Consider the following 24,412-nt stretch of genomic DNA (forward strand, 5'->3'; position numbering starts at 1 on the left):
CTCCCCTCCCCCCCCCCCCCCCCCCCCCCCCCCCCCCCCCCCCCCCCCCCCCCCCCCCCCCCCCCCCCCTCCCCCCCCCCCCCCCCCCCCCCTCCCCCCACCCCCCCCCCCCCCCCCCCCCTCCCCCCCCCCCCCCCCCCCGCCGCCGCGGAAGCGGCAGGATCTTCAGGGGCTGCGGAAGGGCTTCTACGCCGCCGCGCAGTTCGGGCAGACGCCCCGGTACGTGACCTCGACGTCCTCGACCGTGAAGCCGAAGCGCTCGGAGTCGGGGAGGCTCGCCAGCGGATTGCCCGTGGGGTGCACGTCACGGATCGCGCCGCAGCGGGCGCAGACCAGGTGCTGGTGGGGGCGGTGCGCGTTCGGGTCGTACCGCTTGGCGCGGCGGTCCGTCGAGACTTCGAGGATCTCGCCGAGGCTCACCAGCTCGCCCAGGGTGTTGTACACCGTCGCCCGGGAGATCTCGGGCAGCTTGCCCGCGGCGCGCGCGTGCACCTCGTCCGCCGTGAGGTGGACGTGGTCCCCGTCGAGGACCTCGGCCACGACGCGCCGCTGCGCGGTCATGCGCCAGCCGCGTCCGCGCAGTCGTTCCAACAGGTCACTCATAGAACCAGCCTAACAGCCAGGGGACCTTAGTCCCGAACGGATGTGACTTTGGATCCTTACTTGACTTAGACAGAGTCCATCGTAGGATCGAGTACGGAAAACGCAAAGGGACAGGACTTGCAGGAATGACGCAGGAGGCGCACGTGACGCAGGGACCGCTCACCACGGAGGCCGGAGCGCCGGTCGCCGACAACCAGAACAGCGAGACCGCGGGCGTCGGCGGGCCGATGCTCATCCAGGACCAGCTGCTCCTGGAGAAGCTCGCCCACTTCAACCGCGAGCGGATACCGGAGCGCATCGTGCACGCCCGGGGCGCGGGCGCGTACGGCACCTTCACGCTCACCCGCGACGTGTCGCAGTGGACGCGCGCGAAGTTCCTCTCCGAGGTCGGCAAGCAGACCGAGACGTTCCTGCGCTTCTCCACCGTGGCGGGCAACCTCGGTGCGGCCGACGCGGTGCGCGACCCCCGCGGGTTCTCGCTGAAGTTCTACACGGAAGAGGGGAACTACGACCTCGTCGGGAACAACACCCCGGTCTTCTTCATCCGCGACGCCATCAAGTTCCCCGACTTCATCCACACGCAGAAGCGCGACCCGTACACGGGCTCGCAGGAAGCCGACAACGTGTGGGACTTCTGGGGCCTGAGCCCCGAGTCCACCCACCAGGTGACCTGGCTCTTCGGCGACCGGGGCATCCCCGCCTCCTACCGCCACATGGACGGCTTCGGCTCGCACACCTTCCAGTGGAACAACGAGGCCGGCGAGGTCTTCTGGGTCAAGTACCACTTCAAGACCGACCAGGGCATCGAGACCCTCACGGCCGCCGACGCCGAGGTCCTGGCGGGCAAGGACCCCGACTCCCACCAGCGTGACCTGCGCGAGGCCATCGAGCGCGGCGAGTTCCCGTCCTGGACCGTGCAGGTGCAGATCATGCCGGCGGCCGACGCGGCGCAGTACCGCTTCAACCCGTTCGACCTCACCAAGGTGTGGCCGCACGCGGACTACCCGCCGATCGAGATCGGCAAGCTGGAGCTCAACCGCAACCCGGAGAACATCTTCGCCGAGGTGGAGCAGGCGATCTTCTCGCCCGCGCACTTCGTGCCGGGCATCGGCCCCTCGCCCGACAAGATGCTCCAGGGCCGCCTCTTCGCGTACGGCGACGCCCACCGCTACCGCGTCGGCATCAACGCCGACCACCTGCCGGTGAACCGCCCGCACGCCACCGAGGCGCGCACCAACTCGCGTGACGGCTTCCTCTACGACGGCCGCCACAAGGGCGCGAAGAACTACGAGCCCAACTCGTTCGGCGGCCCGTTCCAGACGGACCGGCCGCTCTGGGCGACCACCGCCGTCTCCGGCGGCACCGGCAACCACGAGACGCCCTCGCACGCCGAGGACAACGACTTCGTGCAGGCCGGCAACCTCTACCGCCTGATGTCCGAGGACGAGAAGGCGCGTCTGATCGAGAACCTCGCGGGCAACATCGCGGGCGTCTCCCGGGACGACATCGCCGAGCGCGCGATCGACAACTTCCGTCAGGCGGACGGCGACTTCGGCAAGCGGCTGGCAGCCGCGGTCCAGGCCCTGCGCGGCTGACCAGTACCTCTTGTCGTGGAAGAGCGGCGGGCCGGTTCCCACGGGGGCCGGCCCGCCGCCGTGTTCAGCCCGCCAGGGTGGCGGTGGCCGCCGCGCGCCGGTCGGGCGCCCAGCAGCGGATGATGTCGCGCACGGAGACGATGCCGGTCGGTTCGTTGTGGTCCATGACGATCAGGTGCCGGAAGCCGCCGTGCGACATGGCGTCCGCGGCGTCCTCGAGCGTCCAGGCCGGGGTGGCGAAGACGATCTCCGTGGTGGTGTGGGTTCCCGCGATCTCCAGGTCCGGGTTCTGGCCGGTGGCCAGGGAGTTGAGGATGTCGCGCTCGGTGAGGATGCCGAGGCCACAGGTGTCGGGGTCCAGGACGACGGCGGCGCCGACGCGGCGGGCCGACATCAGCCGGGCCGCCTGGCGGAGGGTGTGTGCGGGGCCGATGGTGAGGACCATCGAGCTCATGGCGTCGCGGACGAACATGGGCGTGAGCCACCTCCTTGGTGAAACCGCGGCCCCCCGGTGGGCGAAGGATTGCCTCCGCTACCCGCTGGAGAACGGATTCACAAGTTCACAAGTGGGGGGACTCTCAGAGTCGCAGCCCGGCCGGGGGCCAGCAAGGGGGCGCACGCGGTCAGTTCAGGGCGTGTGCGGCGCGGACCGCGCGCCGTGCGGCGGACGCGCGCCGTGTGGGACGCGTGCGCCCGGGGAGCGCCGCGCGGGGCCTCAGTAGCGCTGGTTGAGGTAACCGAGCAGCTCGTCGTGGAGCAGGCCGTTCGAGGCCGCCGCGTTGCCGCTGTGCGGGCCCGGCCTGCCGTCGAGGCCGGTGAAGGTGCCGCCCGCCTCCGTCACCACGATCGCGGTCGCCGCCATGTCCCAGAGCGAGAGCTCCGGCTCCGCGCAGAGGTCGACCGACCCCTCGGCGACCATCATGTACGGCCAGAAGTCGCCGTACCCGCGCGTGCGCCAGACCGCGCGCGTCAGGTCCATGAACCCGTCGAGGCGGCCCTGCTCCTCCCAGCCGGACAGCGAGGAGTACGCGAACGAGGCGTCCTGGAGCCGCGAGACCTTGGAGGCGTGCAGCCGGGTCGCCGAGGTCAGGCTGCGCCCCGTGTAGGCGCCGCCGCCCTTCGCCGCCCACCAGCGGCGGCCGAGCGCGGGCGCCGAGACGACACCGACCACCGGCTGGTAGCCGCCCTCGCCGGCCTCCGTGAGGGAGATCAGGGTGGCCCAGACCGGGACGCCGCGCACGTAGTTCTTGGTGCCGTCGATCGGGTCGATCACCCAGCGGCGCGGGCCCGTGCCCTCCACGCCGTACTCCTCGCCGAGGATCGCGTCGCGCGGCCTCGCCCGCTGGAGGTTGCCACGGATCAGCTCCTCGGCGGCCTTGTCGGCCTCGCTCACCGGCGTCATGTCCGGCTTGGTCTCGACCTTCAGGTCGAGGGCCTTGAACCGGTCCATGGTCGCGGCGTCGGCGGCGTCCGCGAGGACGTGGGCGAGACGCAGATCATCGTGGTAGTCGGACATGGGTGAACAGTATCGATCCCGTTCGGCGCGATCCACAGCACCGTGTCGCGGGTGCTTGTCCCGGCTCTCGCCGGAGCTATTGACAGTGCTGCCGAGCGCGTCAACTCTGGCACCGGAGCCGCTTCGGCCCGGGGAGGCGACGATGCCTGCAGCACGGGAATCCTTACTGGACGCGGCGTACACGGCGCTCGCGCGGCGGCCGTGGCCCGGCGTCCGCATGGTCGACGTCGCCGTCACCGCCGGAGTGTCCCGCCAGACCCTCTACAACGAGTTCGGCAGCAAGGACGGCCTCGCCCGCGCCCTGCTGCGCCGCGAGACGGACGGCTACCTGCACGGGGTCGAGCGGGCCCTCGCCGAGGAGCGCGAGCCCGCCGACCGGCTCGCCGCCGTGGCCGCCTGGACCGTGGGCGCCGCCCGGGGCAACGCGCTGGTGCGGGCCGCGCTCACCGGCTGCTGGAGCGAGCGGCTGCCCGCGCCGAGCCGGGCCGCGGGCTCCACCTCCTCGGTGCCGGCGCAGCGTCGCGCGGACGCGGGGGTGCCCACGGCGGCCGAGCTGCTCGCGCTCGTCAGGGACCGGTCGGTGCTCGCGCTCGGCGGCCGGGGCCGGGGCAGGGACCCCGAGCTCGCCCGCGCCTGCGAGAGCGCGGTCCGCCTCGCCCTGTCGTACGTCGTGGCGCCCGCCGGGAACGACGACGACCCCGCGGAGCTGGTCCGCGGGGCCATCGGGCGGTGGGTGTCCGCCAAGTGAGCCGGTGAGGAAATGGGCCGGTGAGGAAGTGAGCCGGTGAGGAAGTGAGCTGCCGCGGCGGGGCCGCGGCTACTTGAGCCAGCCCACCTTCAGGTGGTCCCGGTCCGCGAGGCCTTCAGCGCCGAAGTTCGCGAGGCCCGAGCGGACGGCGTAGATCTGCGGGCGCTGGTAGAGCATGAAGGAGTGGCCGAGCTTCCAGATCTCGCGGTCGGCCTCGTTGTAGAGCTTGACGGACTCGGCGCGGTCGGTGGTCTGTGCGGCCTTGGTCAGCAGCGCGTCGACCTTCGGCGAGCCGACCGAGCCGAAGTTCTGGAAGAGGTTCTTGCCCCGGGGCTGCCGGTAGGTCCCGTACGCCATCGACAGGTAGACCTGGTCGACGTTGCGGAAGCTGACGAGGTCGAAGTTGCCCGTGTTGACGTACTTGTTGAAGAAGTCGTTCGACGGGACCTTCTTGATGTCGACCTTGACGCCGACCGCGCCCAGCTGCTGCTGCACGATCTGGGCCTGGTCGACGGCGGAGGAGACCGCGTCGGCGTCGATCACGTAGTCGAGCGTGAGCTTCTTGCCGCCGCGGGTGCGGGTGGCGCCCTCCGCGCCCTTCCAGCCGGCCTCGTCGAGGAGCTTCTTCGCCTTCTCGGGGTCGTACGTCGCGTACGTACCCGAATTCTTCTCGTAGCCCTCCTGGTTGGGCATGAAGAAGTGGCTGTCCAGGGTCTTCAGCTCGAAGCCCAGGTCCTTGGAGAAGGAGGTGTTGATGCCCTTGCGGTCGATCGCGGCCTGCAGGGCGTTGCGCACCTTCACGTCCTTCAGGGCGCCGTGCGCGCCGTTGAAGGTGATGTGCACCTCGTCCCAGCGGGCGCCCCGGCGGATGTCGGTGTTCTTGGCCTTGGACAGCCGCTTGTAGTCCTCGGGCAGGATCGCGTTGGTGTAGTCGATCTCGTTGTTCAGGTACGCGTCGGTCTTCGCCCGGCCGTCCATGGCGCGGTAGACGATCGAGTCCAGCTTGGGCTTCGGCCCCCACCACTTGGGGTCGGCGACGGCCGTGATCGTCTGCGCGGTCTTGTCGTACTTGCCGATCTTGAAGGCGTTGCCGGTGACCGGCGCCTTCTCCGCCCAGCCGCTGTTGAACTTCTTCGGGCTGTCGATGTACGCGGCCGGGTACAGCGGGTCGAAGAGGCGCTGCCAGTCCGCGTACGGCTTGTCGAAGGTGACCCTGACGCCCTGGGCGCCCTTGCCCTTCCCGACCTCGGAGATCTGGTCGTAGCCGGAGGTGTCGACCGCCTCGTAGGCCTTGTCCGAGCCGTTCATGGCCTTCCACTGGGCCTCGAAGTCCCGCCAGGACAGCGGCTTTCCGTCCGACCACTTCGCCTTCGGGTTCAGCTGGTACTCGACGACCTGCGGGCTGGTGGACACCACCTTCGCCGAGGTGAGGAAGTCCTTGTTGATGTGGTGGGCGCCCTTGGCGTCCGAGGTGAAGAGGTCCGGCAGGGCCAGCGAGATGATCGACTGGGCGTCGCCCTGCTGCCCGTCGACCTGGTTGATGTTGTACTGCGTGATCCACTGCTCGATGCTGATGCGCAGCGAGCCGCCCTGCTTGATGTCGCTCAGCGGGTGGGCGTTGATGTCCTGCCCGTCCGCCGCCGGAGCGGCCCGCTTCTTCGGCGCCTCGTCGTCGTCCGACCCACCGCAGCCGGCCACCACCAGGGTGGCCGAGAGGGCGGCGGCTATCGCGGTGACGGTGGATCTGCGCATGGGTCTTCCTTCGGGCTTCTGTACGGGACCGACGAGTTCAGGGCCCGACCGTAAGCCCGCGTGATCACGATCGGACGGGAGTCGACATGACTGCCATGTGCTCTTCATGCTGCGGCAACAGTGGGTGATCATGCTGGGTCGGGTGCGCCGATGATCTCGTTGCGTACGCCGATGACCTGCACGTTCCGGTGCTTGGCCCGGCCCCAGAGACCCTGACTGGAGGGCGAGTACCGTGTCGGCCTATCTGGCCAGGCGCCTTGGCTACTACGTGGTCCTGCTCCTGGCCGCCGTCTGCCTGTCCTACCTGCTCGCGTCGTACGCGCTCGACCCGCGCGCGTACTACGAGGGCAGGCAGCCGCCCCTGTCGCCGACCGCGGTCGACCACCACCTCACCGCGATCGGCGTCAACGACAAGGAGCCGTTGCTCGGCCGGTTCACGACCTGGGCCGGCCACGTGCTCCGCGGCGACCTGGGCCGGACCATCGACGGCCAGTCGGTGGGCGAGGAGTTCGGGCGGCGGCTCGGCGTGAGCCTGCGACTGCTGATCGTCGGTACGGTCGGCGGCACCGTCCTCGGCGTGCTGGTCGGCGCGTGGACGGCCGTGCGGCAGTACAAGCTGTCCGACCGGGCCGTCACGCTCGCCTCCTTCGCGCTGCTGTCCACGCCCGTGTTCCTGCTGGCCGTGCTGCTCAAGACCGGGGCCATCTGGTTCAACCAGACGACCGGCACGGACGTCATCCAGTTCACCGGCGAGAAGAGCCCCGGCGTCGACAGCGGCTTCCTCGCCGTCCTGAAGGACCGCTCGGTCCACCTGCTCCTGCCGACGGTCTCCGTGGCGCTCGGCGCCATCGCCGGCTACAGCCGCTACCAGCGCAGCGCCATGCTCGACGTGCTCGGCTCCGACTATCTGCGCACCGCGCGCGCCAAGGGCCTGACGAGGCGCACCGCGCTCCTCAAGCACGGCCTGCGCACCGCGCTCATCCCGATGTCCGCGTTCTTCTCCTACGGCTTCCTCGCGCTGTTCACCGGCGCCACCTTCACGGAGACGATCTTCGGATGGCACGGCATGGGCGAGTGGTTCATCGGCTCGATCAACAAGAACGACGTCAACTCCGTCGTCGCCGTCAACATCTTCGCCGCCGTGGTGGTGCTGCTCTCCGGCTTCCTCGCCGACCTGCTGCACGCCGCGCTCGACCCGCGCGTGCGCCACGCGTGAGTGGGGGAACGACCTGATGGGAACGGTCCGATGACCGCTGTCCGCACGCGCCGCTTCCTGCGCAACCCCGGAGTGCTCGCCGGGGCCTGCGCGCTGCTGCTGCTCTTCCTGCTGGCCTTCGTCGGCCCCTACGTCTGCGGCTGGACGTACAGCGAGATCGACTACACCGCCCTGCGGTCCGGGCCCTCGGCCGACCACTGGTGGGGCACCAACCGCATCGGCCAGGACGTCTTCGCGCAGACCGTGCGCGGCCTGCAGAAGTCCCTGGTCATCGGCCTGCTGGTGGCGTTCTTCGCGACCGGGGTGGCCGCGCTCGTGGGCGCCTGCGCCGGGTACTTCGGGGGCTGGGCCGACCGGACCCTGATGTTCCTCGTCGACCTGCTCCTCGTCTTCCCCGCCTTCCTGATCATCGCGATCGTCTCGCCGCGCCTGAAGAGCGGCGGCTGGCTCGCGTTCGTCGCGCTGCTCGCCGTCTTCGGCTGGATGATCACGGCACGGGTGGTGCGGTCGATGACGCTCTCGCTCAAGGAGCGCGAATTCGTGCGCGCGGCCGTCTACATGGGCGTCGGCCCGTTCCGGATCATCTGGCGGCACGTCCTGCCCAACATCGCCTCCTTCCTCATCATCGACGCGACCATCGCGGTCGGCGGCGCCGTGATGAGCGAGACGGCGCTCTCCTACTTCGGCTTCGGCGTGCAGCCGCCGGACATCTCGCTCGGCACGCTGATCGCCAACAACACGGCGGCGGCGCTGAGTTACCCCTGGATGTTCTTCTTCGCCGCGGGCCTGCTGGTGCTCTTCGTGCTCGCCGTGAACCTCGTGGGCGACGGACTGCGGGACGCGCTGGACCCGACCTCCCGCAAGAAGCGCCCCACGCGCCGGAAGGATGACCGATGACGAGCGCGCCCGTGCTCCAAGTGCGTGACCTGACCGTCGACTTCGGGGACGCCCCCGCCGTCCGGGGCGTCAGCTTCGACCTGCGCCGCGGTGAGGTCCTCGGCCTCGTCGGAGAGTCGGGCTCCGGCAAGTCCGCGTCCGCGCTCGCCGTCCTCGGGCTGCTGCCCGACCATGCGGCGGTGGGCGGCTCCGTGTGCCTGGACGGCACGGAACTGCTCGGCGCGGGCGACCGCGAGCTGTCGCGGGTGCGCGGGGGACGCGTCGGGATGGTCTTCCAGGACCCGCTGTCCGCGTTCACGCCCGTCCACCGCATCGGCGACCAGATAGCCGAGGCGGTCCGCGCCCACCAGGACGTGTCGAAGCAGACGGCGCGCGAACGGGCCGTCGACCTGCTCGACCTGGTCGGGATCCCCGAACCCCGGGCCCGCGCCCGGTCGTTCCCGCACGAGTTCTCCGGCGGCATGCGCCAGCGCGCGATGATCGCGATGGCCGTCGCCAACGACCCCGACGTGATCCTCGCCGACGAGCCGACCACCGCCCTCGACGTCACCATCCAGGCCCAGGTCCTGGACGTGCTGCGCACCGCACGGCGCGAGACGGGCGCCGCGCTGCTCCTGGTCAGCCACGACCTCGGGGTGATCGCGGGCGCGGCGGACCGGGTCGCGGTGATGTACGCGGGCCGGATCGTGGAGACCGCGCCCGTCGACGAGCTCTTCGCGCGCCCCCGCATGCCGTACACGCTCGGCCTGCTCGGCGCCGTCCCCCGCGTGGACGGCGCGGGACCCGCGGTCCTGGTGCCGGTGCCCGGCACGCCGCCCGCCCCGGCCGACCATCCCGAGGGCTGCGCCTTCGCGCCCCGCTGCCCGCTGGCGGAGGACCGGTGCCGAAAGGACGGGCCGCCCGCGCTCACCCGGGCGGCCGAGGACCACCAGGTGGCCTGCGTCCGCTCCGCAGAGGTCGCCGAGCGCGGGCTCGGCCCCCTGGATGTCTTCCCGGTGCCCGAGCTGCCGGACCCGGCACCGGCCCGGGCACCCGGGGACGGCGAGCGCACGCCCGTGCTGCGCGTGCGCGGCCTCACCAAGACCTTCCCGGTCCTCAAGGGCGCCGCGTTCAAGCGCCGGGTCGGCAGCGTGTACGCCGTCGACGGAGTCGACCTCGACATCCGGCGCGGCGAGACCCTCGCCCTGGTGGGGGAGTCGGGGTCCGGCAAGTCGACCACGCTCTTCGAACTCCTGAGCCTTACGGCGCCCGAGGGCGGCGACGTCGAGCTCTTCGGGCGGCCCGTCGCGGAGCTGGACAGGGCGGCGCGCAAGGCGGCGCGGGGCGGGGTGCAGATCGTCTTCCAGGACCCGCTGGCCAGCCTCGACCCGCGGATGCCGGTCGGTGAGATCGTCGCCGAGCCCCTGCGGGCCCAAGGGGCGGCCAAGCGGGACATCGCCGGGAAGATCCCCGGGCTCCTGGCCCAGGTCGGCCTCGACCCCGCCCGCGCGAGCGCCTTCCCGCACGAGTTCTCCGGCGGGCAGCGCCAGCGCATCGGGATCGCGCGGGCGCTCTCCGTCGAGCCGGACCTGCTGGTCCTCGACGAGCCGGTGTCGGCCCTTGACGTCTCCGTGCAGGCCGGTGTGCTCAATCTGCTGCAGCGCCTGAAGGCCGAGCTGGGTCTCGCGTTCCTCTTCGTCTCGCACGACCTGTCGGTGGTCCGCCACATCGCCGACCGCGTGAGCGTGATGTACCTGGGGCGCACGGTCGAGACGGGGGCGGTCGCCGACGTCTTCGAGCGGCCCCGCCACCCGTACACCCAGGCCCTGCTCTCCGCCGTGCCGGTGCCGGACCCCGTACGCGAACGGGCGCGCACCCGGATCCTGCTGGCGGGCGACCCGCCGAGCCCGACGCGACGCTACGAAGGGTGCCGGTTCCGGGCCCGCTGCCCCGTCCACGCGGCGCTCGGCACGGACGCGGAGAAGGCACGCTGCGCGACGGAGGTGCCGGTGGCCGAGGAGGGCGCGGGCCATACGGCGGCCTGCCACTTCCCCGCGGTCAGGGAGGTCGTCTGAGGCACGTGCGCCCGGGGTGTCCGACGGGAACGGCTCAGTGCGCCGAGCCGGACAGCTGGAGCCCGATCACACCCATGATCACGAAGGAGATCGAGACGATCTTGAGGGTGGAGACCAGGTCACCCAGGAAGATCATGCCGTAGATCGCGGTGCCCGCCGCGCCGATGCCCGTCCAGACGGCGTAGGCGGGACCCACGTCCAGCTTCTTCAGGGCGAGGGTCAGCAGACCGAAGCTGCCGAGCGCGAAACAGGCGAACGCGATCGTGGGCCAGAGCCGGGTGAAGCCGTGCGAGAGCTTGAGACAGACGGCGAAGCCGGTCTCCAGAACCCCGGCCACGATGACCAGCAGCCACGCCATGTCCTTGCCTCCCGTACTCGCCGTACTCGTTCACGGACCGCGGCCGCTTCGTCTGGCTTGAATCCGGCTTGGTGCGATTATGCATTTACCTTTGCCCTCGCCGCGCAAACAACGGGGAGGTCAGTCGCCGTCGCGTCGCTCCCGCGTCGCGAGCAGCCTGCGCAGTGAGTACAGGCGGGCCGGGTCGGCGTGCCCCGCGGTCACCCAGGCGTCCAGGGCGCAGTCCTTCTCGTCGTGGCTGCAGCCGCGCGGGCAGTCCACCGTCCCCGGCTCCAGGTCGGGGAAGGCGAGGATGACGCGGGACGGGTCGACGTGGTGGAGGCCGAACGACCGCACGCCCGGGGTGTCGATCACCCAGCCGCCCGCACCCTCCAGGGGGAGCGCCAGGGCGGAGGTGGTGGTGTGCCTGCCGCGGCCGGTGACCGCGTTGACGTGCCCGGTCGTGCGCCGCCGCTCCTCGGGGACGAGGGCATTGACGAGCGTCGTCTTGCCCACCCCGGAGTGCCCGACGAACGCGGTGACCTTGCCGTCGAGCAGCTCGTGGACCCGCGCGAGCTCCGCGCCGTCGGTGAACTCCTCGCGGCTGGTGACCACGTAGGGGATGTCGAGGGCGGCGTAGGTCTCCAGGATCTTGTCGGCGGAGGCCAGGTCCGACTTGGTCAGGACGAGGATCGGTTCCAGACCGCCGTCGTACGCCGCCACGACGCACCGGTCGATCAGGCGCGGGCGCGGCTCGGGGTCGGCCAGGGCCGTGACGATGGCGAGCTGGTCGGCGTTGGCGACGACCACCCGCTCGTAGGGGTCGTCGTCGTCGGCCGTGCGCCGCAGGACGGAGGAGCGCTCCGCGATCCGCACGATCCGCGCGAGCGTGTCCTTCTTGCCGGACAGATCCCCGACGACCGCCACCCTGTCACCCACCACGGCGGCCTTGCGGCCCAGCTCGCGGGCCTTCATGGCCAGCACGATCCGGTCGTCGACCAGGACGGTCAGGCGGCCCCGGTCGACGGTGAGGACCATGCCCTCGGCCGCGTCCTCGTGCTTGGGCCTGATGTGGGTGCGGGGGCGGTTGCCCTTGCGGTTGGGGCGGACGCGGATGTCGTCCTCGTCGGGGTTCTTGCCGTAGCGGCGCATGCTTCTCGATCCGCCCGTCAGTTCCCGAGCATCCCGGTCCAGAGATCGGGGAAGTCCGGGAGCGTCTTCGCCGTCGTCGCGACGTTCTCGATCTCCACACCGTCCACCGCGAGGCCGATGATCGCACCCGCGGTCGCCATGCGGTGGTCGTCGTAGGTGTGGAAGATGCCGCCGTGCAGACGGCGCGGGCGGATGTGCAGCCCGTCGGCGGTCTCGGTGACGTCGCCGCCCAGCTCGTTGATCTCCTTGGTGAGCGCGGCCAGGCGGTCCGTCTCGTGCAGGCGCAGGTGCGCGACGCCGCTCAGCGTCGAGGGGGAGTCCGCGAGGGCCGCGACCGCCGCGATGCCGGGGGTGAGCTCGCCGACCTCGCTCAGGTCCACGTCGATGCCGTGCACCGCGCCGGACCCGGTGAGGACCAGGCCCTGCTCGGTCAGCTCGCAGGAGCCGCCCATCTCGGTGAAGATCTCGCGCAGCGCGTCGCCGGGCTGCGTGGTGCGCGCGGGCCAGTCGGGGATCGTGACCGTGCCGCCGGTGACCAGGGCCGCGGCGAGGAACGGCTGCGCGTTCGACAGGTCGGGCTCGACGGTCAGGTCGCGGCCGAGCAGGGCGCCGGGGGTGACCCGCCACACGTTCGGCTCGCCGCCCGCCTCCGGGGTGTCCACCTGGGCGCCGACCGCGCGGAGCATGTCGACGGTCATCCGGATGTGCGGCATGGACGGCAGCGGGCCGCCGACGTGCCGGACCTCCACGCCCTGGTTGAAGCGCGCGCCCGAGAGCAGCAGGGCGCTGACGAACTGCGAGGAGGACGAGGCGTCGATCTCGACCGGCCCGCCGTCCAGGGCCCCGCCGCCGTGCACGGTCAGCGGCAGCGCGCCGGCGCTGCCCAGGGTGGAGTCGTCGATGCGGGCGCCGAGCACGCGCAGGGCGTCGATGACGCCATGCAGGGGGCGCTCGTACGAACGAGGGTCGCCGTCGAAGCGGATCGGGCCGTCGGCGAGGGCGGCGACCGGGGGCAAAAAGCGCATGACTGTGCCCGCGTTGCCGACGTCGACCGTGGCCGGGCCGTTCAGCCGCGAGGGGATCACGCGCCACGCCTCGCCGGAGCCGTCGGGGCCCACGCCCTCCTCGATGCCGACGCCCATGGCGCGCAGGGCCCCGGCCATCAGGAGGGTGTCGCGGGAGCGCAGCGGTCGGCGCAGCCAGCCGGGCTCGGCGGCCAGCGAGGCCAGGACCAACGCGCGGTTGGTGACCGACTTCGAACCGGGGACGTGGACCGTCGCGGTGACGGCTCCGCTTGCGTGCGGGGCGGGCCAGAGGGCGGTGTGCGCCGGGGTTTCGGTCATGCCCTCACTTTAGTGGCTGCCGGTAACCAGGAATCTTGATCAAATGTGGCGCAATCCAGGCGAAACAGAGAACTGGTGGCGGTGACCGCTCACCCGTCGGTCCGGGAGCCGCTCACACGTCGAGCAGCCAGCGTCCGCCGCCCATCAGGGAGCAGAGCGAGACGGCGTGGAAGAAGAAGAGCCACAGCCCCGCGGGGACGTGCGTGAGCCGCGCCAGCTGGTCCGCGTCCGAGTCGCCCGCGCCCCCGCGCCGCCGCTTGGACTGCAGCTCGAAGGCAGGACGTACGCCTCCCAGGAGCAGGAACCACACCACCGCGTACGCGAACGCCGCCTGGACGTCGGTGTCCGCCAGCCAGGAGACGAGCAGGAAGGTGCCACCGGTGAGGATCACGGTCAGGGCGCCGTAGGCGTTGCGGATCATCACCAGCATGACCAGGAGCAGCGAGGTCGCGATCCACAGGAACGCCGTGATGCGCCCCGAGGCGAGCAGCGCCGCGCCGCCGAGGCCGAGCAGCGGTGGCGCGGTGTAGCCGGCGGCGGCGGTCAGGATCATGCCGAGGCCGGTGGGCCTGCCGCGCGAGACGGTCAGGCCCGAGGTGTCGGAGTGCAGCCGGATGCCGTCCAGGCGGCGGCCTGTGAGCAGGGCCACCAGGCCGTGGCCGCCCTCGTGCGCGATGGTGATGGCGTTGCGGGCGAGGCGCCAGACGTTGTGCGGGACGATGACGGCGAGGGCGACGACCCCGGTGGCGATGACCAGCCACTGCTCGGGCGCGGCCTGGGTGCCGAACACCCGGTCCCAGAGGCCGGCCAGGCTGGCGTTGGCGGTGCTTTCCATTGCGGGGACTGGCTCCTCTGGGGGTGGCGGGTCTGGCAGTCTGGCACGTATGTGCGGACGGTATGCATCGAGTCGTAGGCCCGAGGATCTCGCAGGGATCTTTGAGATCGAGAAGTGGGAGGCGGACCCGGAGGAGGCCCTGGCCCCCGATTTCAACGTGGCCCCCACCAAGGAGGTCTACGCGATCCTGGACCGTCCCCTGAAAGACGCCGAGGATCCCCGTCCGGTTCGCCAGCTGCGCACGCTCAAGTGGGGCCTCGTGCCCTCCTGGTCCAAGACGCCCGAGGGCGGCGCCCGGATGATCAACGCGCGCGCGGAGACCGTCCACGAGAAGCCGTCCTACCGCCGTGCCTTCGCCGCCCGGCGCTGCGTCCTGCCCGCCGACGGCTATTACGAGTGGGTGACCGCACCCGAGGAGCGGCAGCTGGAGGTCGAGGGCAAGAAGAAGCGGCCCCGCAAGCAGCCCTACTTCGTGACGCCCGCCGACGGCTCGGTCTTCGCCATGGCGGGTCTCTACGAGTTCTGGCGGGACAAGACCCTGCCCGACGAGCACCCCCTGGCCTGGTGGGTGACGTGCACCGTGATCACCACGGAGGCGGAGACCGCCCCGCTCGCGGCCGGCCCCGAGGAGGGCCCGCGCTCGCTCTCCGACATCCACCCGCGCATGCCCCTGATGCTCACCCCGGACCGCTGGGACGCCTGGCTCGACCCCTCCCGCACGGACGTCGGGGAGCTGCGCACCCTCCTGGAACCGCCGCCGCACGGGCTCATGCGGGCCTACCCGGTCTCCACCGCCGTCAGCAACGTGCGCAACAACGGCGCGGAGCTGCTGAAGGAGCTCGAAGGCCCCGAAGAGGGCACACTCTTCTGACGTGACCAAGGACGCGCCCAAGAGCGAGATCATCCCGACCGACGCCGGTGAGGCACGCATCACCTGGCACCCGGCGCAGCAGGCCAGGATCCTGCTCGCCGTCAGCCACGGCGCGGGCGGCGGCATCGAGGCCCGCGACCTCCGCGCCCTGGCCGCCGCGCTGCCGGCGCACGGCGTGAGCGTCGCCCTCGTCGAGCAGCCCTGGCGGGTCGCGGGCAAGAAGGTGGCGCCCGCGCCGAAGACGCTGGACACCGGTTGGCGCGGCATCTGGCCCGCGCTGGAGAAGAAGGGCCTCCCGGTGATCTCCGGCGGCCGCAGCGCGGGCGCGCGCGTGGCCTGCCGCACGGCGGGTGAGCTGGGCGCCGCGGCCGTGCTCGCCCTCAGCTTCCCGCTGCACCCGCCGGGCAGGCCGGAGAAGTCCCGCGCGGACGAACTGCTCGGCGCCGGGGTGCCCACCCTCGTCGTGCAGGGCGGCAACGACCCGTTCGGAAAGCCCGCCGAGTTCCCCGAAGGGGCGTACGAGCTCGTGGAGATCCCGTACGGCGATCACGGGTTCGCCGTGCCCAAGCGCGCGGACATCGGGCAGGACGAGGCGGTGAACCTCATCACGGACGGCGTCACGCGCTGGGCGGGAATGTTGGACGGGTGACCTCTGTTGTGGCGGACAGACGGTGAACGCCGTCGGTAGCTGTTCGTACGAGAGGGAGTCCGCCGCATGGGTTCGACCATCTGCCCGAACCGCTCCAGCGCCTCTGACCTGGAGTGGTCGGTGCTGAGCGCACCCAAAACCGCATCTATTCGGGCGGCGCGGGGACCGGGTCGTCGTCTATCCTCCGATTCGAGTGGGGCTGCTTTCGGCCTCGCCACGTCGTTGGAGGAGGTGGGTCCGGTCACTGGGACCGACGCAGGGGCCGAGCACGGCCAGGCGGAGCAGCCCCGAGAAGGTTCGGAGAAGTCCGAGACGCCCGCGGAGCGCACGGCCCGCTTCGAGCGGGACGCGCTGACGTTCCTCGACCAGATGTACTCGGCGGCGCTGCGCATGACGCGCAACCCGGCGGACGCGGAGGACCTGGTGCAGGAGACCTACGCGAAGGCGTACGCGTCGTTCCACCAGTTCCGCGAGGGCACCAACCTCAAGGCGTGGCTGTACCGCATCCTCACCAACACGTTCATCAACTCGTACCGCAAGAAGCAGCGCGAGCCCCAGCGCAGTGCCGCCGAGGAGATCGAGGACTGGCAGCTGGCGCGCGCCGAGTCGCACATGTCCACCGGTCTGCGCTCCGCCGAGTCGCAGGCGCTGGACCACCTGCCCGACACGGACGTGAAGCGGGCGCTGCAGGCGATCCCCGAGGAATTCCGCATCGCCGTCTATCTGGCGGACGTCGAGGGCTTTGCGTACAAGGAGATCGCGGACATTATGGGGACACCCATCGGTACGGTGATGTCCCGACTGCACCGGGGCCGCCGCCAGCTGCGCGGCATGCTGGAGGACTACGCCCGTGAGCGCGGGCTCGTCCCGGCGGGTGCCGGGGAGTCGAACGGAACGAAAGGCTCGGGCTCATGAGCTGCGGAGAGCCGCACGAGACTGACTGCAGTGAGGTCCTGGACCATCTCTATGAGTTCCTGGACCACGAGATGCCGGACAGCGACTGCACCAAGTTCGAGACGCACTTCGAGGAGTGCTCTCCGTGCCTGGAGAAGTACGGTCTCGAGCAGGCGGTCAAGAAGCTGGTGAAGCGCTGCTGCGGCCAGGACGACGTGCCCGTCGACCTGCGGGCCAAGGTCATGGGGCGCATCGACCTCATCCGCTCCGGGCAGGCCGTGCCGGAGCAGGACGTCACGCAGGACGTGACGGCGTCGGAGGCGCGGGGACAGGCCTGAACACCCGGGTGACGCCCGGTCGTTGAGTGTGGGAGCGGGAGCAGGACGACGCATTGTGCGCGACCTGCTCCTCTTCTTTTCCCTCCTTCTCCCCTCCTGTCACTCGAACGTGCTAAATAGCGGCTGTCAGGCGCTCGCGGCGGGAGTGCCGTTCTAGTCTCCGGACCGGAACGGGGAGGAGAACTCCATGCGGTCGGTGCCGGTGCGGGCCCGCGTCTACATCCTGTGCGTCGCCCTGGCAGGCGCCCTCTGCGCCGCGCCCGCGGCCGCCGCGCGCCCGTCCTGGCCGGCCGTCGCCCTGCTCGCCGTGCTCTACGCGGGCTGCGAGCGGATCACCCTGCCCCGCTGCCTCAAGAGCGCGGGCGCCACCCACACCAGTGGCGCGGCGCAGCGGGCCCCGCGCGGCCTCGGCACCTTCTTCCCCGTACTGCTCGCCGGGGTGTTCCTGCTGCCGCCGTCGGCCGCCGCGCTCGTCGCCGTCCCCGGCGCCCTCCTCACCCGCGTGGACCGGCACCCCCGCACGCTGCGCCGCCTGTGGCGTGCCGCCCAACTCGCCCTGGCCGCATGGCTGTCGGCCCGGGTGTACGCCGAGCTCGGCGGGCCCGCCGCCACCGCCGCGCCCGACTTCCCCTACGTCCTCGGTCCCGCCGGAGCCGCCGTCCTCACCTTCTCCGCCGTACTCACCGTGCTGGACGGGGGCGTCCTCGTGACCGCCGAGCGCGTTCCCGTGCGCACCGCCTGGCGGGGCCTCTTCGCGCGCTCGCTCGCGCCCGTCGCCGTGCACGGTCTGGCAGGTCTGATGATGGCGGTGCTCTGGACCAGCCCGTACGGCCCCGTGGCCGCGCTGCTCGTGCTGCTCCCGATGGGTGTCTCCTGCTGGGTCTTCGCGCAGTACCACCGCGAGCGGGCCGCCCACCAGGCCACCATCCGGGCGCTCGTCCAGGCCGTCGACATCAAGGACAAGTACACCCGCGGGCACAGCGAGCGGGTCGGCCGCGCCTCCGTGATGATCGCCCGAGAGCTGGGCCTGGACGACGAGCGTGTGGAGGTCCTCCGGTTCGCCGGAATCCTGCACGACGTCGGCAAACTCGGCGTCCCCACACGGCTGTTGAGGAAGGACGGCCCGCTGACGCCCGAGGAGCGGCGCGTCATCGAGCTGCACCCGGAGTACGGGCACGAGATGGTGCGCGGCATCGGCTTCCTCGGGGAGGCGCGGGCGGCGATCCTCCACCACCACGAGCGGATCGACGGCAGCGGCTACCCGTACGGGCTCGCGGGCGCGCAGATCCCCGAGTGCGCGCGGGTGGTCGCCGTGGCCGACGCCTTCGACGCGATGACCTCCACCCGGTCCTACCGGCGGGCCCGGCCCGTCGAGGCGGCCGTGGCCGAACTCTCCCGCTGCGCGGGGGAACAGTTCGACCCCGACATGGTGGGGGCGCTGTCCCGCGCACTGGACCGGTACGGCTGGCACCCCGAGGTGACCGCGGACACGGCGGACATGACAGACGCCACGGACAGCGCAAACGCCACAGACACCACAGGCGTGCCGGAGCAGAGCGGAAACGTGCCTCCCGGGCCCGCCCTGCCCGCACCCGCACCCGCCCTGCCCGGCTCCGCGGTGCCCGGTCCGGCGGCCCGCCGGTGAGCGCCCCGTCGCGCCTGCCTCCCACGGTCACCTGGCCGGCCGGGCTGCTCGCCCTCGTCTCACTCGCCTGGACCCTCTGGCACGGCATCACCGAGAGCCGCGCCGCCCTCGCCTTCGGGGTGCTCATCGCCGTCGGGGAACTGGCCCGGTGGGGGAGCGGCCGGGACCGTGAGCCCGCGCCGCTCGGCGCCGCGGGGGCCCTCGCGTACGCCCTGCTGGGCGAGAACTCCGGGCGGGCCACCCACCACGGGGTGCTGCAGGTGATCGCGGTGGTCGTCGCGGCGGCCCTGGTGGGCGCGGTGCCCAACGTGGCGCTCGGCCGCGGGCCCACGCCGGACCACATGGCGCGGCGCGTGCTGACCGTCGCGTTCGCCGCCGCCTGCTTCCAACCCCTGTACAACTCAGGCAAGTTGGCCCAGTGGGTGGGGCACGGACCCTACTTCGCGTTCGTCATCGTCGCGCTGCTCGTCCTCACCGCGCTCTGCGACGCCGTGCTCGCCGCCGTGACGGTGCACGCCCGCACCCGGTGGCCGTTCGGCCGGCTGCTGCGCGAGGAGCTGCGGGCCATCCTCGGCATCGGCTCCGCCGTCTGCGCGACCGGTGCCGTCATGGCGCTCGCGGTGGCCGTGGCGGGCCTGTGGGCGCTGCCCGTCTTCAGCCTGCCGCTGCTGCTCACCCAGCTCTCCTTCCGGCGGTACGCGGCCGTGCGGGCGACCTACCGGCAGACCATCGCCTCCCTGGCCAGGGCCACCGAGATCGCCGGCTACACCCCGCAGGGCCACGCCCACCGCGTGGCGGGGCTCAGCCGGGCCGTGGGGCGTGACCTCGGTCTCTCGCAGACGGACCTCACCGTCCTTGAGCACGCCGCGCTGATGCACGACATCGGCCAGCTGTCCCTGCTGGACCCGGTCCCCGAGGGCGCCACGGCCGCGCTCTCGGCGGCGGAACAGCGCCGGATAGCCCTGCTGGGCGGCGCCGTGGTGCGCCAGACCGGGGTGGACTCCGCCGTCGCCGTGGTGGTGGAGCGGCAGGCGGATCCGTACCGCGAACAGCCCCTCACCGCTCGTATTGTGCGGACGGCGAACGCGTACGACGAGATGGCGCGGGGAGAAGGACCCTCGGGGGCCCTCGGCGGGCCCCTGCACGCCCTGGAGAGGCTGCGCCTGGCCACGGGCCATGAGTACCAGCCGGAGGTCGTGGAGTCCCTGGCGAGGGTGCTGGCCAGGGACAGAAGAGGCGGACCGTAGGGTCTCGGGCAAGGGTGGGAGTGCGGAACAGGCGGGCCTTACCTCGGCCGCCGCTGGGTAACCCATGGGTAATGAGCGGCCGTCCGACCGTACGTGGTTGGATGCGAAGAAGAGGGTGCACGGGGGTACGGCCCCACGTCGCGCCCCGACGAGACGAGACCGACGAACACGTGGCAGGCGGGAATCAGGCGGGAATCGTGAGGATCTTCGGCAAGGGACGGCACCGGCCCTCCGCCTCATGGCGGCAGGCGACCGACCGCGCGTTCACGCTGATCGGCGACGGCCGGTACGAGGACGCGGGGGCACTGCTCACGCGCGCGGCGGATCTCGAACCCTGGCTGTCCGAGTCCTGGTTCAACCTGGCCCTGCTGCACAAGTTCCGGCACGACTGGGAGCAGGCGCGGGCCGCGGGGCTGCGCGCCGTCGCGCTCCTCGACCGGTCCGCGGGCGCCCCCGACTGGTGGAACGTCGGCATCGCGGCGACCGCCCTGCAGGACTGGCCGCTGGCCCGCCGTGCCTGGCAGGCGTACGGCCTGAAGGTGCCCGGCGGGGTGGCCGCGTCCGGCGAGCCGACGGGCATGGAGCTCGGCAGTGCGGCCGTGCGGCTCTCCCCGGAGGGCGAGGCCGAGGTCGTGTGGGGCCGCAGGCTCGATCCGGCCCGCATGGAGGTCCTGTCCATCCCGCTGCCCTCCTCCGGGCGTCGCTGGGGCGAGGTCGTGCTGCACGACGGCGTCCCGCACGGCGAGCGGACGACGGGGGCCGGGCACTCCTACCCCGTCTTCGACGAGATCGAGCTGTGGGCACCCTCGCCCGTGCCGACCTGGGTGGTCCTCCTGGAGGCCGCCACCGAGGAGGACAGGGACGCCCTGGAGCGGCTCGCGGCCGACGCCGGCTTCGCCGCCGAGGACTGGTCGTCCTCCGTGCGGCTGCTCTGCCGGATGTGCTCCGAGTCCCGGATGCCGAGCGACGAGGGCGACGGCGAGCACCTGGACCCGCACGACCACAGCGAGCCGGGCCACCCGGGCCCGCTCGGCCACCGCAGTCCGGGCGCGCTCTGGGTGCCGGAGCGCGAGTGCGGCATCGCGGCCCCCGCCGCCCTGGTGCGCGGGCTCCTGGACGGCTGGGTGGCGGACAGCCCGGATTCCCGTGACTGGCGGGATCTCGAAGAGGTCTGCTGACACTTCGCCGTAGGCTGTACGAGCACAAACTCTTGAGGGTTTCAAGGAAGGCGTACGGCGGACATGGCGCAGGACACTGAGCAGCAGTACTCGGGCGGGGTGCTCCCCGTCGACGACGAAGGCTTCGTCATCGACACCGAGAACTGTGAGGAGCGGGAGACGGCCTACCGCGAGCGCGGCACGTACCGGCCGATCACGGTCGTCGGGAACCCGGTCCTGCACAAGGAGTGCAAGGACGTCACCGCCTTCGACGACGAGCTCGCGGCGCTCATCGACGACATGTTCGCGAGCCAGCGCGGTGCGAGCGGCGTGGGCGTGGCCGCCAACCAGGTCGGCGTCGACCTGAAGGTCTTCGTCTACGACTGCATGGACGACGAGGGCGTGCGCCACGTCGGCGTGGTCTGCAACCCCGTGCTCCAGGACCTGCCCGCCGACAAGCGCCGCCTGGACGACTCGGGCGAGGGCTGCCTCTCCGTCCCGACCGCCTACGCCGGCCTGGCCCGCCCCGACTACGCCGAGGTCACCGGGCAGGACGAGAAGGGCAACCCCATCAAGGTGCGCGGCTCCGGCTACTTCGCGCGCTGCCTGCAGCACGAGACGGACCACCTGTACGGGTACCTCTACATCGACCGCCTCTCCAAGAGGGAGCGCAAGGACGCACTGCGGCAGATGGAAGAAGGCACTCCGCGCTACCCCGTGGTGGCCAATGACTGACCCACGCGACGCCTGAGAGGCGTGGGAACCGCGTGACACGAGCGGCCCCTGGTCGGGGAAGTACCCCCTGACCAGGGGCCGTTGGCGTGAGCCGATCGCCTGTGCGAGCAAAACAGGCTCCGAGTGGCCCATATTCAGTCACGTAAGGGGAGGTTCTCGGCGTCGAGGGGTAGTGAATGGCGCAAATCTGTTCCCTGAACGGTCAGTTGTGGTGCTGAATGGAAAGCGCGGGGATACGCAACGGCGCGCGCCCGGTACGGCGGGAGGGGCGCGTGTCCTCAGGCGGCTGAAAGGGGTTAGTTCGTGCCTGCATATTCCGGGAGCACTTCACAGACACAAGCACACACGCGGCGGGGTGGATCGGCGGTATCGGTGCCGCCGGCACTGGCCGTCCCGGTGATCGAAGCCACGTTCCCTCGCCGTCTGCATCCGTATTGGCCAAAGCTTCAGGAGAAGTCCAGGACCTGGCTGCGCGAAATGCGCCTCATGCCCCCGGACAAGGTCGAGCGGTACGCGGACAGCCTCTGCTACACCGACCTGGTCGCGGGCTACTACATTGGCGCCCCCGACGCGTTGCTCACCGCGATAGCCGACCTCAGCAGCTGGTTCTTCGCGTGGGACGACCGCCACGACCGGGACTCGGTGCACGGCAGAGCGGCACAGTGGCGGCGGCTCTGCCGGGGCCTGCACGCCACCCTCAACGAACCCCGGCAGTACCTGCACCACAAGGACCCGTTGGTCGCGGGGTTCGCGGACTGCGTCCTGCGCCTGTACTCCTTCCTCGGCCCCAGCTGGAACGCCCGGTTCGCCCGGCACTTCCACCCGGTGATCGACGCGTACGACCAGGAGTACCGCAACCGGCGCGGCGGCGAGGTGCCCACGGTCGAGGCGTACGTGGAGCTGCGCCGCCTCACGTTCGCGCACTGGGCGTGGATCGACCTCCTGGAGCCCACCGCCCGGTACGAACTGCCGGGCGCCGTACGGAAACACCCCGCGTACCGGCGGGCGGCGCTGGCGACCCAGGATTTCTCGGCCTGGTACAACGACCTCTGCTCGCTGCCGAAAGAACTCGCGGGCGACGAACTCCACAATCTCGGTATCAGCCTCATCCACCACGAAGGAATGACGCTCGAAGAGGCGGTGCGGGAAGTGCACAGGCGCGTCAGCCGATGTGTCACACAATTCTTGGAGGCGGAGCGTGACGTTCTTGTGCTCGCCGATGAATTGGCGGACGGAACGGTCGGGGGCGAGGAACTCTCGGACGCCGTGAAATCGTGCGTCTTCAATATGCGGAACTGGTTCTCTTCCGTGTACTGGTTCCATCACGAATCCGGTCGCTATCGGGTGGACAGCTGGGACGACAGGGCCGTGCCCCCGTATGTGACGGAAGAAGCAATGGCGGAAAACGAACTGGTTGGTGAGGAATGAGCGTCGAATCCGCAATACCCGCGCCGGCCGCGTCAGGAACCGGTCCGCTGCGCACTCCGCCGCTCGTGAAGGGCGGGGCGCCCTTGATCGGCCACGCCTGGAACCTGGTGCGTGACCCGCTCGGCTTCCTCGCCGCGCTGCGCGACCACGGGGATCTCGTACGGATCAGGCTGGGGCCGAGGACCGCCTACGCGGTCTGTGACCCGGAGCTGGTCGGCGCGATGCTGAAGAACCCCGAGTACATCGTCGGGGGCCCGCTCTGGGACACCCTTGAGGTGCTCCTCGGCAAGGGCGTGGCGACCAGCAACGGCAAGCTGCACCGGCGCCAGCGGCGCATGATGCAGCCCGCGTTCAGGCCCGAGCGGATCGCCGACTACGCCAAGGTGATGGAGGAGGAGGCGCGGGCCACGGCCGCCCGCTGGCAGCCGGACGGCACGGTCGACGTGAGCGCGGAGATGTTCCGCACCGCGGTGCGCATCGTCTCGCGCTCGCTCCTCGAGGTCGACTCGATCGGCGAGAAGGCGGACCGCATCGCCGACTCGCTGCACACGGTGTTCCAGGGGCTCTACCGCCGGATGGTGCTCTCGGTCGGGCCGCTCTACCGCGTGCCGACACCCGCCAACCGGCGCTTCGAGAGGGCCCTCGCCGATCTGCACTCCCTCGTCGACGAGATCGTCGCGGAGCGCCGCGCGGCCGGACCCGGCGGTCCGGACGACCTGCTCGCGGAATTGCTGCGGGCCAGGGACGAATCCGGGGATCGCATAGCCGACCAGGAGATCCACGACCACGTGGTTTCCCTCGTCGTGGCGGGCGCGGAGAATGTGGCGTCGACGCTGGCGTGGGCCTTCCATCTGCTGACCGAACACCCGGACCAGGAAAGGCGGTTGGTTGAAGAGGTAAATTCCGTGGCGCCGGATCGGGAGATCACATTCGCCGATCTGAAGGAGCTGCCGCACCTCCGCAATGTCGTCACCGAGGCGATGCGTATACGGCCGGCGGCCTGGATATTCACACGCAGGGCCGTGGCCGAAACCGAACTGGGTGGCTATCGCATTCCGGCCGACGCCGACATCGTCTACAGCGTCTACGCGATGCAGCGCGACCCGCGTTCCTTCGAGCGGCACCTGGAGTTCGACCCGGACCGCTGGAATCCGGAACGCGCGGGTGACGTACCGGAGTTCGCGATGATGCCGTTCAGTGTCGGCAACCGAAAGTGCCCCGGCGACCACTTCAGCCTGGCCGAACTCGCCCTGATCCTCGGGACGGTGGCCCCGAAGTGGCACCTGGAGCGGCTCCCGGAGACCGACACGGGGACGCGGATCGGCATCACACTGCACCCCAAGCGGCTCGTCCTGCGGGCCAGGGCGCGCTGAACACGGATGTGCCCGCACCGTCCGACG

23 protein-coding genes are annotated in these 24,412 nt (G+C 71.2%); 15 read left to right on the top strand and 8 right to left on the bottom strand.

Annotation, left to right across the window (positions count from 1 at the left end; all coding sequences use genetic code 11):
* Positions 1-186: 186 nt before the first annotated feature.
* Positions 187-603, bottom strand: a complete 417-nt coding sequence (locus ACZ592_RS08070) for a Fur family transcriptional regulator (protein ID WP_471580640.1) — start codon at positions 601-603, stop codon at positions 187-189.
* Positions 604-728: 125 nt separating this feature from the next.
* Here ACZ592_RS08070 and ACZ592_RS08075 point away from each other — a divergent pair, with 125 nt between their 5' ends.
* Positions 729-2,198, top strand: a complete 1,470-nt coding sequence (locus tag ACZ592_RS08075) for a catalase (RefSeq protein WP_471580641.1) — start codon at positions 729-731, stop codon at positions 2,196-2,198.
* A gap of 64 nt (positions 2,199-2,262) precedes the next feature.
* On the opposite strand, the gene ACZ592_RS08080 is transcribed toward ACZ592_RS08075, so the two are convergent.
* Both ACZ592_RS08080 and hisN read right to left on the bottom strand, forming a co-directional pair.
* Positions 2,263-2,670 carry a CBS domain-containing protein gene (locus ACZ592_RS08080; RefSeq protein WP_471580642.1) on the bottom strand — a complete coding sequence of 136 codons (408 nt, stop codon included), beginning with the start codon at positions 2,668-2,670 and terminating at the stop codon, positions 2,263-2,265.
* 243 nt (positions 2,671-2,913) lie between these two features.
* Positions 2,914-3,714, bottom strand: coding sequence for a histidinol-phosphatase (gene hisN, locus ACZ592_RS08085; RefSeq protein WP_471580643.1), 801 nt, complete (start codon positions 3,712-3,714; stop codon positions 2,914-2,916).
* Between the two features lie 142 nt (positions 3,715-3,856).
* Between hisN and ACZ592_RS08090 the strand changes: the two genes are divergently transcribed.
* The gene (locus ACZ592_RS08090; RefSeq protein WP_471580644.1) at positions 3,857-4,462 is read left to right on the top strand and encodes a TetR/AcrR family transcriptional regulator; all 606 of its coding nucleotides are present in this window, start codon (positions 3,857-3,859) and stop codon (positions 4,460-4,462) included.
* 69 nt (positions 4,463-4,531) lie between these two features.
* Here ACZ592_RS08090 and ACZ592_RS08095 read toward each other — a convergent pair whose 3' ends face one another.
* The gene (locus ACZ592_RS08095) at positions 4,532-6,214 is read right to left on the bottom strand and encodes an ABC transporter family substrate-binding protein (protein WP_471580645.1); all 1,683 of its coding nucleotides are present in this window, start codon (positions 6,212-6,214) and stop codon (positions 4,532-4,534) included.
* A 232-nt stretch (positions 6,215-6,446) separates the two neighbouring features.
* On the opposite strand from ACZ592_RS08095, the gene ACZ592_RS08100 reads away from it, so the two are divergent.
* From ACZ592_RS08100 to ACZ592_RS08110, 3 genes are read left to right on the top strand one after another with little or no spacing between them, the layout of a single operon-like run.
* On the top strand, positions 6,447-7,430 hold the full coding sequence (locus tag ACZ592_RS08100) for an ABC transporter permease (RefSeq protein ID WP_471580646.1): 984 nt from the start codon (positions 6,447-6,449) through the stop codon (positions 7,428-7,430).
* 30 nt (positions 7,431-7,460) lie between these two features.
* Positions 7,461-8,327, top strand: a complete 867-nt coding sequence (locus ACZ592_RS08105; RefSeq protein WP_471580647.1) for an ABC transporter permease — start codon at positions 7,461-7,463, stop codon at positions 8,325-8,327.
* Entirely contained in the window at positions 8,324-10,381 is a 2,058-nt protein-coding gene (locus tag ACZ592_RS08110; protein WP_471580648.1) for a dipeptide ABC transporter ATP-binding protein, read from the top strand. Before ACZ592_RS08105 ends, ACZ592_RS08110 begins: the two co-directional genes overlap by 4 nt.
* Positions 10,382-10,415: 34 nt before the next feature.
* Here ACZ592_RS08110 and ACZ592_RS08115 read toward each other — a convergent pair whose 3' ends face one another.
* The 4 genes from ACZ592_RS08115 to ACZ592_RS08130 all read right to left on the bottom strand — a co-directional run bounded on the left by ACZ592_RS08115 (position 10,416) and on the right by ACZ592_RS08130 (position 14,048).
* A complete protein-coding gene (locus ACZ592_RS08115; protein ID WP_471580649.1) occupies positions 10,416-10,739 on the bottom strand; it encodes a DMT family transporter in 324 nt (107 codons plus the stop codon).
* A gap of 120 nt (positions 10,740-10,859) precedes the next feature.
* Positions 10,860-11,870, bottom strand: a complete 1,011-nt coding sequence (gene rsgA / locus ACZ592_RS08120; protein ID WP_471580650.1) for a ribosome small subunit-dependent GTPase A — start codon at positions 11,868-11,870, stop codon at positions 10,860-10,862.
* A gap of 17 nt (positions 11,871-11,887) precedes the next feature.
* On the bottom strand, positions 11,888-13,213 hold the full coding sequence (gene aroA / locus ACZ592_RS08125) for a 3-phosphoshikimate 1-carboxyvinyltransferase (protein WP_471580651.1): 1,326 nt from the start codon (positions 13,211-13,213) through the stop codon (positions 11,888-11,890).
* A 112-nt stretch (positions 13,214-13,325) separates the two neighbouring features.
* Complete coding sequence (locus ACZ592_RS08130) at positions 13,326-14,048, bottom strand: M50 family metallopeptidase (RefSeq protein WP_471580652.1); 723 nt, start codon at positions 14,046-14,048, stop codon at positions 13,326-13,328.
* Positions 14,049-14,097: 49 nt separating this feature from the next.
* On the opposite strand from ACZ592_RS08130, the gene ACZ592_RS08135 reads away from it, so the two are divergent.
* From ACZ592_RS08135 to ACZ592_RS08180, 10 genes are all read left to right on the top strand, one after another.
* Positions 14,098-14,919: an SOS response-associated peptidase gene (locus ACZ592_RS08135; RefSeq protein WP_471580653.1), complete on the top strand. Its 822-nt coding sequence runs from the start codon at positions 14,098-14,100 to the stop codon at positions 14,917-14,919.
* A gap of 1 nt (position 14,920) precedes the next feature.
* Positions 14,921-15,568 carry an alpha/beta hydrolase family protein gene (locus tag ACZ592_RS08140; protein ID WP_471580654.1) on the top strand — a complete coding sequence of 216 codons (648 nt, stop codon included), beginning with the start codon at positions 14,921-14,923 and terminating at the stop codon, positions 15,566-15,568.
* 231 nt (positions 15,569-15,799) lie between these two features.
* Complete coding sequence (locus ACZ592_RS08145) at positions 15,800-16,483, top strand: sigma-70 family RNA polymerase sigma factor (RefSeq protein ID WP_471580655.1); 684 nt, start codon at positions 15,800-15,802, stop codon at positions 16,481-16,483.
* Positions 16,480-16,800 (top strand): mycothiol system anti-sigma-R factor, encoded by a 321-nt coding sequence (gene rsrA, locus ACZ592_RS08150; RefSeq protein ID WP_471580656.1) that lies wholly within the window; start codon positions 16,480-16,482, stop codon positions 16,798-16,800. The genes ACZ592_RS08145 and rsrA overlap by 4 nt, the downstream gene beginning before the upstream one ends.
* Before the next feature lie 187 nt (positions 16,801-16,987).
* Positions 16,988-18,445, top strand: coding sequence for an HD-GYP domain-containing protein (locus ACZ592_RS08155; RefSeq protein WP_471580657.1), 1,458 nt, complete (start codon positions 16,988-16,990; stop codon positions 18,443-18,445).
* Entirely contained in the window at positions 18,442-19,692 is a 1,251-nt protein-coding gene (locus ACZ592_RS08160; RefSeq protein WP_471580658.1) for an HD-GYP domain-containing protein, read from the top strand. The genes ACZ592_RS08155 and ACZ592_RS08160 overlap by 4 nt, the downstream gene beginning before the upstream one ends.
* A 197-nt stretch (positions 19,693-19,889) precedes the next feature.
* A complete protein-coding gene (locus ACZ592_RS08165) occupies positions 19,890-20,870 on the top strand; it encodes a tetratricopeptide repeat protein (protein ID WP_471580659.1) in 981 nt (326 codons plus the stop codon).
* 63 nt (positions 20,871-20,933) lie between these two features.
* Positions 20,934-21,584, top strand: a complete 651-nt coding sequence (gene def, locus ACZ592_RS08170) for a peptide deformylase (RefSeq protein WP_471580660.1) — start codon at positions 20,934-20,936, stop codon at positions 21,582-21,584.
* A gap of 303 nt (positions 21,585-21,887) precedes the next feature.
* Complete coding sequence (gene cyc1 / locus ACZ592_RS08175) at positions 21,888-23,012, top strand: epi-isozizaene synthase (RefSeq protein ID WP_471580661.1); 1,125 nt, start codon at positions 21,888-21,890, stop codon at positions 23,010-23,012.
* Entirely contained in the window at positions 23,009-24,385 is a 1,377-nt protein-coding gene (locus ACZ592_RS08180; RefSeq protein ID WP_471580662.1) for a bifunctional albaflavenone monooxygenase/terpene synthase, read from the top strand. Before cyc1 ends, ACZ592_RS08180 begins: the two co-directional genes overlap by 4 nt.
* The last annotated feature ends 27 nt before the right edge of the window (positions 24,386-24,412 follow it).

The sequence above is a fragment of the Streptomyces sp. NPDC040622 genome (genome assembly GCF_055593965.1).